This window comes from Vibrio fortis, assembly GCF_000695685.1.
Lineage (GTDB): Bacteria > Pseudomonadota > Gammaproteobacteria > Enterobacterales > Vibrionaceae > Vibrio > Vibrio fortis_A.
Genome location: NZ_JFFR01000014.1, coordinates 1 through 14678, shown reverse-complemented (window position 1 = coordinate 14678; position 14678 = coordinate 1). Strand labels below are relative to the sequence as shown.

Sequence of the window (14678 nt, the reverse complement as noted above, 5' to 3'; positions counted from 1 at the left end):
ACATGAACCAAAGCCAAACACCACTTGAAACAAGAACTGCTGTTTCACTGAGTGATATCTTAAGTAAGCGTTCACTATATTCATATGTTCAGTCTATTCGAGATCTTAAACGCCAGACTACTTATGGACATGAGGTTTTAGTTCGTGGCCCTTTAAACTCCTTGTGGCATCGACCCGATCAGTTGTTTATCGCAGCTCAATCACAACAGCTCAGCAGGCAATTGGAAATTGTCATCCTCGAAGTTCATCTTGAAAACATTGCCGCCCTTACATCGACAGGATGTTACACCGTCAATCTTGCTCCTAACCTATTGTTAGACAAGACAGTATTTCAAATACTAAATCGCTACGCACTGGCTGAAAGAATTAAGATTGAGCTCACTGAACACTTACCTATACAAGATTGGCAACCAATAAAACAACGAATGGCACAACTAAGAAAGCAAGGCTATCAGTTCTGGCTTGACGATGTTGGCTGTGGATTTTTTGATTTGGCGCTGATCGATGAGGTTAAACCAGAGGTAGTCAAGCTTTGCATCAAAATCATCAGTAGGCTTACGTTTGATCCTACTCTAGTCGATGAAATAAAAGCCGTCGTCAAAGCAGTCCATTCCTACGGTGGTGCTGTTCTAGCTGAAGGAATAGAAGAACAAGTCCAGCTCGAAATGGCGCAGCAATTGAACATCGACCTAGCGCAAGGTTATCTTTTTGATAAGCCACAGCCACTTGTTTGAGTCTCAAAAACCTAGCCCTATTGCATTGCGATACCTAGTGCATTACGAAAACGAAAGCAGCTTCTGGATCTAGGCTTTTATCCAGTTATATGAGGTCAGTTGCGAGAAAACAATGACAGCCCTAACTAGAGTCGCCCTAGGTTTCTGCTCAAAAATAAACGTTATCCTGCCTTACCAATATGAATAACTGCGTAGCCAATTGCCATATAGGTAGTTTTAATTACCTCTTCTTTGTCGCCTTGAATTTTTTCAATCAAGCTTGCCGTACCAGTTTTTCCATCAATCACATACTCTAAGTTAGCGATTAAGTTTCGGAACATACGATCATTATCAACAGCATTACGCCAAGATTGGAAAAAGTTGTCAGGTGATGAAAAGTCTAAAGCCTGTTCTACACGCTCAGCAAGAACTGGGCGGATTTCATCCATTAAATCTTCTTTTCTTTTGAAATGACAGTTAATACCAGAGCGGCTGATATCCGCTTTCTTAGCGATGTTAGAGAACGTCAGATGTTTAGAGCCTTCAAGCGTAACGATTTTTATCGCTGATTCGATAATACGTTTACGGGTTTGCTTGGCTACTTCTTGGCTTACTCTAGGCATCTCTTTCTCCATTAACTGTTCCAGATCAGCATCATAACGCAAATATTCACCTTATATGTACATAAATTTAAAATTGTCCTTTATTTCCCGCTCAGACCTAGAACATCGACGTTAGCATTCGTTTGTAAATCCGAATTACAGATCGCACATTCTTCGAAACAAATGATGCTCTGATCACGGCCTCCTACCTTGGCCTTATACATCGCTTTGTCCGCTCGTTGGTAAAGCGATTCAAAGTCATCTTTTACGCCAAACTCTGCAATGCCGACATAGTAGCCAACCGTGAGACACAGCAATGCTTGGGTCGCAGTAACCCACATCGAGCCGTAATTGATAATTTTGTATCGGATCTGCTCAGTGATGGCATTAATGCTTATGCTAACATCTTGCTTCATAGTCATCTCTTTTCCCAGTTTCGCTTTATCGCTCTTACATTTCGCCCTCATGATAGCGGACGTTGACCATTAATTCATTTATGTTTTTCTGAAAAAATGGAAGGTATCTACGCATCAATATCAAAACGTTGTTTGTCTCGGCAGGCTATTAAGAACGTCATGATGAAAAAGCTCTTACTTTCCCGTCAGTTATACTGAAACTATGAAACATGAGAGCTATGTAAACCGAGCTATCCTCACAAAAACTATGGTTAAGTTACCCATTCACCAAAGAAATCTATAAAGTGCAGATCATTCTATCAATAACAAATCTAGTGAGAATAATAGAGGATCACAATGCATCTCTATACATGGAAAAAAGAGTACAGCTTAGATGTAGAAGAGCTCGATCTTCAACATAAGAACTTGTTGGCAATGATTAACAAACTGATCATGTTTCAGAACGAGTCCAAAGCGATTGTACGCCGCTTAATTGATGAGGTGATTGCTTACGCTGAGTTTCACTTTTTAAGTGAAGATAACATCATGATGATCACCCACTACGATGGGTTTGAGCAGCACCAAAAAGTACATAAAATGCTACTCAAAAAGCTGAGAAACCAGTATACACACTACGTTAATGGGCAGATCGAACTTAAAGAAATCATTGTATTTATGGCGCGTTGGCTCATCGACCATATCATCGCAGAACAAAATGATCGTGCTTTAGCAAGGTATCTACGCTCTTCAGACAAATACCGAAACTTACTGACATTAGAAAACAGTAATTAAGTCGTAGTCGTTCCCTATCACAGCGAATAACCAAAGTATCAAAGGAGCTCGTTAGGCACTATGAATCATTAGGTTTAATATCATCTTCACCAGTGCAGGCAGGAAGTCGAGTGTATCGGGAGTTTGATGAGCAAGCATTGAACAGGCTTTACCTGATTCAAAAAGCAAAAAATATGGGTTTAACTCTGAAGCAAATTAAGCCAATGCTCGATGCGTTCCTAAACTATGACATGTCTGATACAGAGGCGATTTCCATTTTACTCAAGCAGTCTGAACGTATGGATGAAATCATTCAGCAGGCTAAAGATGTCAAGAATCTCATCCAAGACCACATTGGAAAAATAGAAGGGAAAGTGGCACGTCACTGCGAGAACCACAAGTACCTTTCCCCACGGAGCAAAGAAGCTGAATGAATTGGTTATGTTTCCTTTAACAGAGCTATCAAAGATCAACCTCCAGAAGTCGTTCAGTTGATTTAATCTAGCAAGCTATCTTGGTAAATCATTTTTTTACTCATTCCCCCATCAACAACCAAGTTATGGCCATTAACAAAGTCATTCTTTGGATACGTTAGAAACAGACACGCATTAACAACGTCTTCAGCCTTACCTACTCTACCGGATGGATGCTGCTGATGATCGAAACTATCAAGCTCATCATACCCTTCTACTTGAATCCAACCCGGACTGACCGCGTTGACTGTAATTGGTGTGTCTGACAACGAGATGGCCATAGATTGTGTCATGGAAACCACACCACCTTTTGATGCACCGTAAGCATCCCAACCCGATTCGTTTTGATTCCAGCGCGTAGAAGCGATGTTGATTATTCGCCCATAAGGTTGAGCATGGTTCAACTCAATAAATCGTCGAGAACAGGCAAACGCACCTTTGAGATTGACATCAATCACACGTGAAAACTCTTCAAATGTGAGTTGTTCAATAGGTTTGTTAAAATTGGCAATCGCACCATTATTGATGAGCACATCAACTTTGCCATATTGACTTTTGATCTCGTTAAAAGCTTGATCTACCGACTCAGGTTTTCCTAAATCAACAAGGTAAAAATCGACATTTGGATTCTGGTTTGGGGCAATGTCAAATACGATCACTTTTGCTTGTTGCTCTAGATAAGCCATAGCGAGGTGTTTGCCGATGCCTTGGCTACCACCAGTAATAACGACCACTTTATCTTTATACATTCTGCGTTCTTGGTTGTTTGTAATGGTCTCAATTCTAGGGTGAAAACGCATAAAAAAATAGGTAAGGCTATCGTTATATCGAGCCTGATAGAGGCTAAATAAACTGGCGCGATTTCTTGGTCATGCCTCCTTGATTAGGTCAATAGAGAACATATAGAAGAAAGTCTCTACTAATACCTACTTTAAAACACCTCCCTACTTAGAGTGCCCACTCTGCCTAATCACAAATCTACTTGATGAACACCAGCAAAAGCTAACACTGATTAAAAGTTGTGAAGAGTGAGGTTGCTAGCGGTAAATAGCACAAGGTGTGTTTGCCATGAACGACTAAAGCACACCTATGAACAAAAGTGGGTTAGCCGGAGTCCGAATGGCTCAAAACTAGAGGGAATATAAATAGCTTTTTCAGACATTCAGTCGATTTAGGCATATCTATGCCATCAATCCAATAACGATATTACTTATACATCACGACCAACTAACTCCATAAATAATCACTAGTATCTATGAACGTTAAGTGAGCCGTGCGATTTGCTCCCTGACAGTCTCTAAAGCGGACTGCAATTGTGGACGGCTTAGTGGACCTGCAAGTGAAATCCTCACCGCTGCTGGCACTTCATACCTACCCACAGCAAACATTTCTGCTTCCCTCACTCTGACTCCATATTTCAACAACGACTGGTTAAAATTATAACCGGTTAATGGCTCGGGCAAACGTAACCATACATTATAGCCAGGAACGCCAATCTGAACTTCGGGAAATACAGCCTCCCAGATGCGATGGCGAGCACTCAGTTCCATCGCGATCTCTTCGTCGACCGACTGCATAGCACCACTGCTTAACCAACGACAAAGCAGATCGATTATTAGAGGACTAACATACATACAACTGGCTCTTAGCGCTCGTTGCAGTAACTCTTTGAAAGACAATGGGAGAATGATAAAGCCCAGTCGCAATCCACCCGCGAAGTACTTAGAAAAACTGCCGACGTATAAGGTAATATCCGGAGCAATAGCGACTAAAGGACTCTTTCGATGAGATGGCGGACAGTAGAGCACGTCGTCCTCAATAATCAACACATTGTAACGACGACATATCTCTATGATTTTTAGCCTTCGACTATCTGTTAACTGAGCTCCAGTCGGGTTTTGTATTCCCGGCGTCAGATAAAGCAGTTTGGGACGATGTCTCTTACAATGTAAAGCCAGATCTTCTGGATCTAATCCATGTTCATCGACTTTTACTGGCACTAGTTTTCGTTCGGATTGCTGGCACGCATAAATGAACTCTGGATAACACAGCCCTTCGGCAAGAATAGTATCTTTAGGACGGCTTAATGCTTGAATAATCAACGAGATCCCGTGTTGTCCTCCATGAGTCCACACTAGACGCCGTGCATCAATGTCGATATTAAATTTGGTCATCAGCCATTGTCGAAGAGTCTCGTTATGACCTTGAATGCCATCAGCGGAGTAGTAATCCAGCACGGCTGCCTGTGCAATTTCCTCGTGAGATAGCTCTTTCAGCGCATTCGCTAGAAATTTCGGCTGCGATACTAACAAAGGTCGGCAGCGCGCCAAATCAATTCCTTTCTCTTCCAATACTGGATGATAAAAGTGGTTCAGTTCAGTTTCTCTGTTCCGAACATAAGTACCGCTTCCTACTTTTGGCTCTGTTAAGCCCCTCTGCTCAAGCTCCTGATACGCTCTTGTCACGGTTCCAACCGTCACACCCAAGCGATAAGACAAAATACGCTGAGGGGGTAATTTCGTATCTGGTTCGAGTTCACCACTCTCTATCACCTCAGCAATCGCATCAGCCAGTGCCATAAACTTAGGTCCCGAACGACCCGATATATCAGGGACTAACATTGTCTCTCTCCAAAGGGGTACAATTAATTCTTGTATTCAGGATAAATAAGGCCTGACGAAAATGAAATTAAAGAATTGTCACCATGACGCATTAACTGTAGGTCTCTCTCACTTCGCCCCATTACTCTTAGCTCAGAAGCACTTATTTGAGAGGAAAGGAAATGACAACATTATGGGACCTAATGCCAGCGATGAGTTTATTTGCGTTTGTTACTGCCATCACGCCCGGTCCAAATAACTTATTGCTCGCTAATTCAGGGGCACAATTTGGTATCCGGAAGTCGTGGCGACACCTAATTGGTATACGTATTGGTGTTATCGGGTTAATTCTGCTTTGCGCGTGTGGTGTCGGTGTTGCAATCCAAACCCATCCAAATTGGTATCTCGCAATAAAATACATCGGTCTGGCTTACATGTTCTGGTTGATCGTAAAGCTGTTGTGTACCAACTCTTTCGCGGCTAAAGCCACCAAAAGCAAACCAATCAACCTAACTCAAGCTACGTTGTTTCAACTGGGTAACATGAAGGCTTGGATGGCATCACTTGCTTTGGTCACAAGCTATAGCCTCCCCTCTGACTATTGGTTATCTGTCGCATTGATTTCTTTCGTGTTTACGACGTTCGGACTGTTTGCCAATATGACTTGGGTCTGGGTTGGTCAAAAAATCCGTGTTTATCTCAATACCACATTAAAGCAGCGTATGTTCAATATCAGCCTAGCAGCGATAACATTTGTATCATTGTTGCCAGTGTTTGAGAACTCAATCTGAATAAGGAATATTAGTGTTTAATATAACTACAATAGTTGATGATCTAAATTCGCATTCCAAAAAAGCAGTGTACTTGGGGACAGAAGGTTCCTATCAAGCCCCATTATTCTATCTCATAAACTCTTGAAAATAAGAGGATTGTTCCGCTAAAAAGTTTGTATGAATAACCGCTGGCTATAACGACTAGCAGCTCTTGAGTTCAGGTTTAGGTTAGTCGTCAAATGTGCGCCCAACACTGACACTTTATTCGGCTAAAGGAGTAAACCTCCCTCCTTTTTCCATAGCCCGTTGGTATGCCGAACGCTGACGCATTCGATTCATAAACTCATGCACACTGCCACTTGTAGATATACATCACAATTCATAACTTATTAGTAACCTTGATAGCTAACCCATCTTGATTCAGTTACATGATGTTTGTAACAATTCTAAACAAGGAGCTTCTATGGATCGCTCTAAATCAGATCATTTACCACTCCAAATTCAATCAGGCGGATATATACGTTATCAGCATAGGTGTCATTCCAGGCAACAAACAATACATTTCAGTGCGATCGACAAACAAATGAAAGTCTTTCTGGAAAGATTACTTTAAGCAAAATAATGCCACTCGTTGATGTACGTTAATTTCTCTCACTCTAAGGGGTAACGTAATTTGCCCCTTTTTTTATCCAAATAGGGACATAACATGAAACATTGCCAAAGCACGGTATTTCATGGCGATAAATACTGTGCTGACTGTGGAGAAGTACTCAGCAGCGTACCAAAGAAACACAGCGTAGAAGATGTTTGCCCCGGCATCTTCGATGAAGTTAGGCAGTACTACAAAGAAGCCGAGGCAAAAACTGGCCGAGTTCTGGAGTCGAGACTTTATAAGCGCTTCTCCAAAAACTCTTCACAAAACCTCGAATACTCATATTGGTGGATCAAGCTGGAAACTAACCAAGGTGAGATAATCGAAACCTCGATTTCAGCAGAACACAAATACACCGCATCCATTAGTCGGGGCGATATTCTTACGCTCTATTACCCAACGACTATGAATCTGTTATACAAAAAAAGCCGCGATGCGAAAAAGTTTGTCAAAGATGACCAAGCGGTACCCTGTGTCGTTGTTCATAGTGATGACGGACAGTGCTATACGGTTGAAAATCTCTACCCAAGCCCGAGTAAAAAAACTGCATGGCTGTGGATTATCGCCGGTATTTTATCTGCAATTCCGCTATTTAACGCTTCACGTTCGGGGTCTGAGCCAGCTTGGGTGATAAGCATCGCCGTCGCACTCATTGTTTTGTTTCTGGAACTTAAACGGAACAAAAAGAAATTTGCTTTGGCCACTGCACAACATGAGGCGTTGAACGCATCATTCAAAAAACTATTAAAAGTGACCAAATATCAATTGGGTTACAACAATATTGAGCGACCTAAGCAATCTTCAGATGTTATTTGTATTCAATGTAATACGCGCCTACCTGAGAACAGCGGATACTGCATATGCTGTGGTAACCAAAGTGCGGTGCAAGAGTCACCAGCGATCACCGCACAACGTGCCTCAAGTGCTGAGTTTGCCGCAATTGGCTCAGTAGAACCAATACATGAAGCAAGCAATACCAAACACGAAGTGGCACAACGTGAGCATGCACAAGTCGCATCCGCACCAACCTCCGTCTCTGTAAGCGATATTCAACAACGACTCAACGAAATATACTCCTATAACTCTCAAGACCAATATATCCATCACTATGCGTTGAGTGGTGCACGTCATTGGACATTAACCAATGAGTTTATTTTGGCTCGAGTGCAATCTAAGTCGGTCAATGCTGATGTCTCTGACATCACTCATCACACAACGACGACGACAGAAACTAAACATTATCGCGGAAATAACTATCAATACTCTACCTATGATAAGGAACACTCTAGTTACCGTAATCGCTCGTCAACGCTGAAAGGCAAGGTCATTCTCGAGTATGTATCAGGCAAAACGGAAACCTTTACTCTTTCTGAAGATATCTTAGGTGACGTTGATGTAGGTGATTGGTTAGCAATTGCCGATAGCTACCTTGAGTGCGAAGATAACTACCATTATTACTTTGAGTATGCTTACAACATTTCCAAAGATAAAGAGTACAACGATAGATCGTTCGCCAACTATTCTGATGTACAAGGAACCAACGCTTGGTGGGGATGGAACATACTATTTTTCATCGCTGGTATTGCGGGAGTGTTTGTAAATTTAGAGGTTCTGATCTCCATCAGTATCATTGGTGCCATCTTGTTTAACGTCTTTGCTCTATGCAAACGAATCACTTCATCGTTCAAGAACAAACGTCAGCGCAAAACGCTACTCAAACCACTGCAAGTTAGGGTCTCTGAATTCAAAGATTCCCTGCAACAGTTGCAAAAACAACTCAACGTACTTGGTTAAGCAGCTCAAGCCAGCGATGCATTATCGCTGGCTAACTACTCTCCATTTAAGCCGTAAGCTTTTCACTTCTTTGTCTATTTGAGTGACAAGATAAGAGCTGATTTCAGTTCCTTGAAGGGCTACTTGTCCGTTGGGATAATAAGGGTTGTTTTGAGGAATATATAAAGGGTTATTTATTCACTTGAAAGTGCCTACTTAGTTCTTGATAGCCTTTAGGCGTAATCATTACTTCTCGGTATCCCGGTACTCGCTCTATCCACTTATTGTATTCAAGAAACTCGAGTAACGATGCTCCCAAGAACCCACCAAGGTGAAACTTTCGCTCACTCCAGTCCAAACATGGGCAACATTTCTTACGTTTTGTTGTTGCTTCTGTGCGAATACCGAGCCGTAGAAATTTTTCTTTACCCTGCAAAGTTAAATCCCTTCCATCACGTTCAAGCAATCCGTGTGAAATTAAAGAGTCGTATAGTTTTACTGCAATGTCGCCTGCTAAGTGATCGTAACACGTTCTTGCTGTGAGCAACACTTCAGGAACCTTCGATCTCGACGAGTTGCTTGCTTGATACGTAACGCCCATCATACTCTCTAAGAGCGAAGCAATACTGTTGTTGGCCAAGCGGAAGTATCGGTGGCGACCTTGAGATATGCATATCAAGAGATTAGCTTTGACCAAACGTGACAGATGCGAACTGGATGTAGATGCAGCAATGCCAGCAACAGCACTCAGCTCTGTTGCAGTCCAAGCTCTTCCATCCATAAGCGCGCAGAGAATCTTCATCCTCGAAGCATCGGCCATAGCGGCCGCTAATGCAGCCATATCGGTTTCTTGACTATAGTTTTCCAAACCATCAGAAAGGTTATCTTGCTGGCTCAAATTTACATTACCTATATCGCTAAAGTGAGTATGGTTGGTGTGCTTCTGGTCGTGACAATGCTCAGTTTGTTATGTCACCCATGCGCTTGGACGCTTTCTTTGGGAGCTTCTGAGCGATGGTTCATACCATAATCTCTCATAACACCTGCCACTCTCAGCCTATAACCTTCAAACACGCCACCACGCCCTTTAGCTTGCGCAAACCTATGCGACTCTAATGCACGCCACGCTTGAATCGATTCTTCATTTTCCCAAAAGGACAAAGAAAGTACCTTGTTGTCGTTGGTTAAGCTTTGAAATCGTTCAACGGAAATAAACCCTCGTATCTCAATTAATTGTGATTTTATCTCATTAGCAATACTTAAGTATTCTGATGTTTGTCCCTCAGCAATTTGAACTTCAAAAATTACGGCTATCATATCTATCTCTCAGATCTGGCTTCATTAAAGTGGTCATTTTAACAAGCAGATTTCTTGATACTTCGTCGATGGCCGAAGTATGGATAACGTCTAACCTAGGTCAACGCATTGAGACTATCTGGCATCCACTATCCCACCCAAAAATCTCCGGGGACGATGGGGATATTTTGAGTGAAACGGCGTGGGGAAAACGCTCATTCTGTCTTCATGAAAACACCAAAACGCCCTATTCTACTTAACTTCAGCGACACGTAAAAACGTCCTAGTGCCCCAACATCCCACTCAAAAACCTTTGGACAAAAGCGAGTTGGAGTAGATCAAACAGTAGAGAACTTAGCTTAAGAGACTAACCAGAATTCTGTCGAGCGGTGATTGTGGCATTAACATCGTATCGCTCAACAATAAACTGTTTCAACCAAGAATGAGCTAAATCTCGGCTTCTGTTTTCATGCCAAAACAACGGGTAAGTTAATGGAGGAACACAAATCGGCAATGATAAGACTCGCAGATCCATTCTCTTCGCGGCATGTTCAGCAAATCGTTTAGGCGCTGTAAGGATAAGTTCAGTATGACTACATAACTCTGCAGCGCTATTGAAATCTGGCACGTATAAAGCAACATTTCGTTCATATCCTTTTTCTGCCAATTTCAAATCAACCAACCAACGCTCGTTCGAATAATTTTTTACCATAATATGCCTGTGAGCGAGATAGTGTTTGAGGTCCCAAGGCTCGTCTAGGCAACGGTGATTCTGATTGACTAAACAACAAAGTTCATCTTGGTACAGCTCTTGAGAAACAATGCCTTTCGGGGGCATCAATGTGCGCACTTCATCTTCTGGTTTCATGTCTTTACCTGTTATAGCAAAGTCCAATTCTCCCCGTTGTAGGCGTTCAAAAGTATCAGCTCCCCAACGGCATGAGTCGATAGTTATATTCGGTGCATGCAATAGCACTTCTGCTATAAACTTCGGGAAAATCAAGGAATAAGAGCTCTCTACTACAGCAATGCGGAACTTTCGAGAACTTTTAGTGGGACTAAATGTTGTCGGAGCTGTGATTCTCTCTATGTCGATCAGTAAGCGCTTTAACTCGGATTGAATCTGTTTAGCCTTGAGAGTGGGCTCCATCCCATAGCCAGACCTTTCCAATAATGGATCGTCAAACAACACCCGAAGCCTTGCCAAGCTTTTGCTAATTGCTGACTGGCTTAAATTTAAGTGTTCAGCCGCCCTAGTTACATTTCGCTGCTCTAATAACACATGCAAAGTTACAAGTAGGTTTAAATCAAGTCTGTTTAAATTTTCGATACTCATTCGTTCATCATCTATGCCTACAGAGAATAGTTATATTGAATATAATCCATTTTTGTTCATAGAACGAATTGTTTAACCTTGTGCTCGTAACTTTACATTAAAGGAGAACAAGATAATGGAACTCATACTAACAGTAGTGATCGGACTAATTGGTGGCATCGCCGTAGGAACTCAAACTCCAATTGCAGGTGCCATGTCGCAAAGAGTGGGTGGCGCAGCCAGCAGTTTTATTGTTCATTTAGGTGGATTAGTGGCATCTGGAGTGCTTTTACTTTCTCGCCGTGGGGAAGATATCGCGCAATGGCGAGAACTGCCTTGGTATATGTTATGTAGTGGTGGACTTGGGTTAGTACTGTTTCTTACTGTTAGCCATACGATCCCCAAATTAGGTGCCGTATCTGGCGTTACGCTAATTATTGTTGGGCAACTCATCGCCGGCCTCGTGATCGACTACTTAGGCGCTTTTGGCACTATTCCTCGTGATTTAGAATTCACTAAAATTATCGGCCTTACCCTGTTGCTTATCGGCGCTTACCTGATCATTAGGTAGCTTCAATTTTTAATGGTTCAGGTGATCTTATGCGAGTTTTAGTGACAGGCTCAGGAGGCCGTATTGGTCGTAACATATACTTCCAACTCATGAGTCAATTTCATGTTGAAGGCCTAGATTCTCAACCGTGCTCAACGGTTGACCACCTTGGTGACATAAGAGATGCAAACCTGTTGCGAGTGGCTTTACGCGGCGTGGATATCGTTATTCACACGGCAGCACTTCATGCACCACATATCGGTAATCGCACTGAAGATGAATTTTTTGATATTAATGTTTATGCCACTGAAGCTATTGCAAATATAGCTGTCGAAGAGGGTGTTTCTCACATCATATTTACCAGTACAACTGCACTGTATGGTTCAGCGTCTACACCAGATGGTAAAGCGTGTTGGATTACTGAAAGAACAACGCCTTTACCTAAAACCATCTACCACAAAAGTAAGGTCGAAGCGGAGCATCGACTAGAAAAAATATCAAGGACTACCGATTTGCCGATAACGGTACTTCAGGTATCTCGCTGCTTCCCTGAGCCTGCCGACACAATGACTATACACAGGCTAAACAGAGGAATTGATGCTAGAGACGTCGCCTCCGCTCATGTTTGTGCAATTAAGGTAAGACCTAGTGGGTTTAATCGTTACATCATCTCAGCCGGCTCACCGTTTCAGAAAAACGATTCTGAGCAACTCTATCTTCAGGCTAATAAGGTGATTGCAAAATATGCACCAGATCTAGTTCAAGAGTTCACTACTAGAGGTTGGTGTTTACCGACTAGCTTGGATCGTGTTTATGATTCATCACTTGCACAGAAAGAGTTGAATTGGATTCCTAAATACGACCACCGAGAAGTCTGTGCTCAATTAGATGCCGGTATTGCTGAAGTATTGCCTCCATCAAGCACAAGAATGCGCTATTGATAATTCATTTTGAAACAAGACCATTTAAGGTAAGTTCGTTTACATACCCAAAACCCTGGGGACAACGGGGATGTTTGTGATGAGAGACTGAGAATAGTGGAGAGATATTAAGTTTGAAATCCTAACTCAATTTTGGACAAAAGCACGTTAGAGTACAGGCTCTAACGTGCGAGATTTGGATTAGAAAAGTATCTTGAAGCCTTAAACGTTAGCTTTTTGCCTAAAGCTTAATGCTTTCTATGGGAATGATTACAGACTTGGCAGGACGAAAATCAGCCTCAAAGCCAACTAATGCACACGCAGAAAACAGCATTGCTAGAACAGTTAGCCAAGTCCATCTTAAATGAGCGCGCTTTGCTAATAACTCATGGCTGCCTATATGATCAAGCCTTGAACCAAGAGTTATTGGGCGAAAAAAGCCAAGTTGATTCTGATAAAATTCACTAAAATCAGGCTTACCCATTACTTGCCAATTGGCACGAGCTGTTTCTTTCCAACAACTATGGAACGACCGACATAAGAAATAGTTCATTAGTAACGCTATTATGATGATTACCAAAATTATCATACTTAGTACTGCAAACATCGCTCATCCTCCTGAAAGCTAACGCCCAATTAAGGGGTGAACAACGCCACTACCTTACATAACGCATTGTGCCATAACCACTAAATTTGAAGTAGAAGCAAAAATGCCAAGCGTTGTGAATCCCTCTTAAATGCTTGTTATGAAAATTCACCTTGAACCACTATAGTCGCAGTGTTCTTCAACTAAGTTTTTTGGATAATTTCCTCTGTGAAGTTCATTACATTGGCGAGTGATTAGCTGCACCACTGAATTATTGGTTTCTTCTACATTGTAAAAGAGACTCAAATGCTCTTTCTGTTCAACCCCTGCATAACCAACATATTGTTTGTCATCAACAGCGACATCTATACCTAATATGATTGAATCCAGAGAGTAGTCGCTGAGGTTCTTATCGTTTTCATACGTTGGCGGAACGTTATAGAACTTGGCAGCCAACGGATTAAATACCGGCAAAAAGGTTTTCAAAATACCTTCAAGTACTTGTTCAGCTGGAGCACCTTTGAGTTGTTCTTCCGTAAGGTTCATAGAGCTAGTTAAAAGATACAAATTATAGTCAGGGTAATAGGCTAGCTCGCTAAAACAATATTTATCTGATTTGCTACATTTTGCGATTTCAAATATTTCGAATTGGTTTAATAGGACTTTATTTGGAATATCCAAGACGGATAGCTTCGTATCAATGAACTTCGCATAGTTATTTCCTGATAACGAGGCGATTTTATTTTGCTCCCAAAATGAATGCTTGCTCTCGGATGCAGTAAGGGAGATTGAGTAAGAAATAGTTATTTTTCTATCAACAGGGTTGTGAGAAATGAGTTTCGCTTTAAAGAAACTTGTAGCTTTTTCAGAAATTGAGTAAAGCTGTCCGCTCCTAAGCGCTTGCGCGCTGATGTTTTTGTTGTCGTCCATATCTGATTTAACTTCACGCCCGGCTAATAGGTTATCTATTGCACGAGAGTTGAACGACAAGCTAGTACAATTAGATGAGTCTAGACATGACTTAATTGTTGATGCTGGATGGTAGTTCATAGAAACAGTGGAATTAGTCTCATCAACTTGAAATTCAGCCGCACTTGACTGGACGGACGTAAAAACTATTAGCATTGTGCCCAACACCGTCATCCATGGTAAATCTTTCATTAATGTATCCTAATTTTCATAGACATAATGACCCCCACGAGGTGCTAGCCTCCAATATCGTGGGTTAGCTAAAAGCCAGAGCCATAATTAGTGCGTCA

General features: G+C 41.8%; 16 protein-coding genes. 7 read left to right on the top strand and 9 right to left on the bottom strand.

From position 1 onward, the window contains the following. Window positions 1-2 precede the first annotated feature (2 nt). Window positions 3-734, top strand: coding sequence for an EAL domain-containing protein (locus VFDL14_RS13065; RefSeq protein WP_032550915.1), 732 nt, complete (start codon window positions 3-5; stop codon window positions 732-734). 161 nt (window positions 735-895) lie between these two features. Here VFDL14_RS13065 and VFDL14_RS13070 read toward each other — a convergent pair whose 3' ends face one another. Beyond that, window positions 896-1378 (bottom strand): TetR family transcriptional regulator, encoded by a 483-nt coding sequence (locus VFDL14_RS13070; protein ID WP_225311032.1) that lies wholly within the window; start codon window positions 1376-1378, stop codon window positions 896-898. 38 nt (window positions 1379-1416) lie between these two features. After that, window positions 1417-1731 (bottom strand): hypothetical protein, encoded by a 315-nt coding sequence (locus VFDL14_RS13075; RefSeq protein ID WP_032550914.1) that lies wholly within the window; start codon window positions 1729-1731, stop codon window positions 1417-1419. Window positions 1732-2067: 336 nt separating this feature from the next. On the opposite strand from VFDL14_RS13075, the gene VFDL14_RS13080 reads away from it, so the two are divergent. Together VFDL14_RS13080 and VFDL14_RS23655 are read left to right on the top strand one after the other, a co-directional pair. Then, window positions 2068-2502, top strand: coding sequence for a bacteriohemerythrin (locus tag VFDL14_RS13080; protein WP_032550913.1), 435 nt, complete (start codon window positions 2068-2070; stop codon window positions 2500-2502). 26 nt (window positions 2503-2528) lie between these two features. Next, window positions 2529-2915: a MerR family transcriptional regulator gene (locus tag VFDL14_RS23655; RefSeq protein ID WP_084181854.1), complete on the top strand. Its 387-nt coding sequence runs from the start codon at window positions 2529-2531 to the stop codon at window positions 2913-2915. A gap of 62 nt (window positions 2916-2977) precedes the next feature. Here VFDL14_RS23655 and VFDL14_RS13085 read toward each other — a convergent pair whose 3' ends face one another. Continuing rightward, complete coding sequence (locus tag VFDL14_RS13085; RefSeq protein ID WP_032550912.1) at window positions 2978-3703, bottom strand: SDR family NAD(P)-dependent oxidoreductase; 726 nt, start codon at window positions 3701-3703, stop codon at window positions 2978-2980. Window positions 3704-4216: 513 nt separating this feature from the next. After that, on the bottom strand, window positions 4217-5575 hold the full coding sequence (locus VFDL14_RS13090) for a PLP-dependent aminotransferase family protein (protein ID WP_032550910.1): 1359 nt from the start codon (window positions 5573-5575) through the stop codon (window positions 4217-4219). A gap of 161 nt (window positions 5576-5736) precedes the next feature. Here VFDL14_RS13090 and VFDL14_RS13095 point away from each other — a divergent pair, with 161 nt between their 5' ends. After that, entirely contained in the window at window positions 5737-6345 is a 609-nt protein-coding gene (locus tag VFDL14_RS13095; RefSeq protein ID WP_032550909.1) for a LysE family translocator, read from the top strand. 688 nt (window positions 6346-7033) lie between these two features. After that, window positions 7034-8773: an SdpI family protein gene (locus tag VFDL14_RS13100; protein ID WP_032550908.1), complete on the top strand. Its 1740-nt coding sequence runs from the start codon at window positions 7034-7036 to the stop codon at window positions 8771-8773. Between the two features lie 169 nt (window positions 8774-8942). On the opposite strand, the gene VFDL14_RS13105 is transcribed toward VFDL14_RS13100, so the two are convergent. From VFDL14_RS13105 to VFDL14_RS13115, 3 genes are all read right to left on the bottom strand, one after another. After that, window positions 8943-9593, bottom strand: a complete 651-nt coding sequence (locus VFDL14_RS13105; RefSeq protein ID WP_050487410.1) for an ArsR/SmtB family transcription factor — start codon at window positions 9591-9593, stop codon at window positions 8943-8945. Between the two features lie 131 nt (window positions 9594-9724). Beyond that, entirely contained in the window at window positions 9725-10069 is a 345-nt protein-coding gene (locus VFDL14_RS13110; RefSeq protein WP_032550905.1) for an antibiotic biosynthesis monooxygenase family protein, read from the bottom strand. 346 nt (window positions 10070-10415) lie between these two features. After that, window positions 10416-11384, bottom strand: a complete 969-nt coding sequence (locus tag VFDL14_RS13115) for a LysR family transcriptional regulator (protein WP_032550903.1) — start codon at window positions 11382-11384, stop codon at window positions 10416-10418. Window positions 11385-11499: 115 nt separating this feature from the next. Here VFDL14_RS13115 and VFDL14_RS13120 point away from each other — a divergent pair, with 115 nt between their 5' ends. Together VFDL14_RS13120 and VFDL14_RS13125 are read left to right on the top strand one after the other, a co-directional pair. Next, window positions 11500-11934 carry a DMT family transporter gene (locus VFDL14_RS13120; protein ID WP_200870291.1) on the top strand — a complete coding sequence of 145 codons (435 nt, stop codon included), beginning with the start codon at window positions 11500-11502 and terminating at the stop codon, window positions 11932-11934. A gap of 29 nt (window positions 11935-11963) precedes the next feature. Continuing rightward, window positions 11964-12854, top strand: coding sequence for an NAD-dependent epimerase/dehydratase family protein (locus tag VFDL14_RS13125; protein ID WP_032550901.1), 891 nt, complete (start codon window positions 11964-11966; stop codon window positions 12852-12854). 220 nt (window positions 12855-13074) lie between these two features. On the opposite strand, the gene VFDL14_RS13130 is transcribed toward VFDL14_RS13125, so the two are convergent. Together VFDL14_RS13130 and VFDL14_RS13135 are read right to left on the bottom strand one after the other, a co-directional pair. After that, the gene (locus tag VFDL14_RS13130) at window positions 13075-13440 is read right to left on the bottom strand and encodes a hypothetical protein (RefSeq protein WP_032550900.1); all 366 of its coding nucleotides are present in this window, start codon (window positions 13438-13440) and stop codon (window positions 13075-13077) included. 147 nt (window positions 13441-13587) lie between these two features. Then, complete coding sequence (locus VFDL14_RS13135; protein WP_032550898.1) at window positions 13588-14580, bottom strand: hypothetical protein; 993 nt, start codon at window positions 14578-14580, stop codon at window positions 13588-13590. Window positions 14581-14678: the final 98 nt, after the last annotated feature.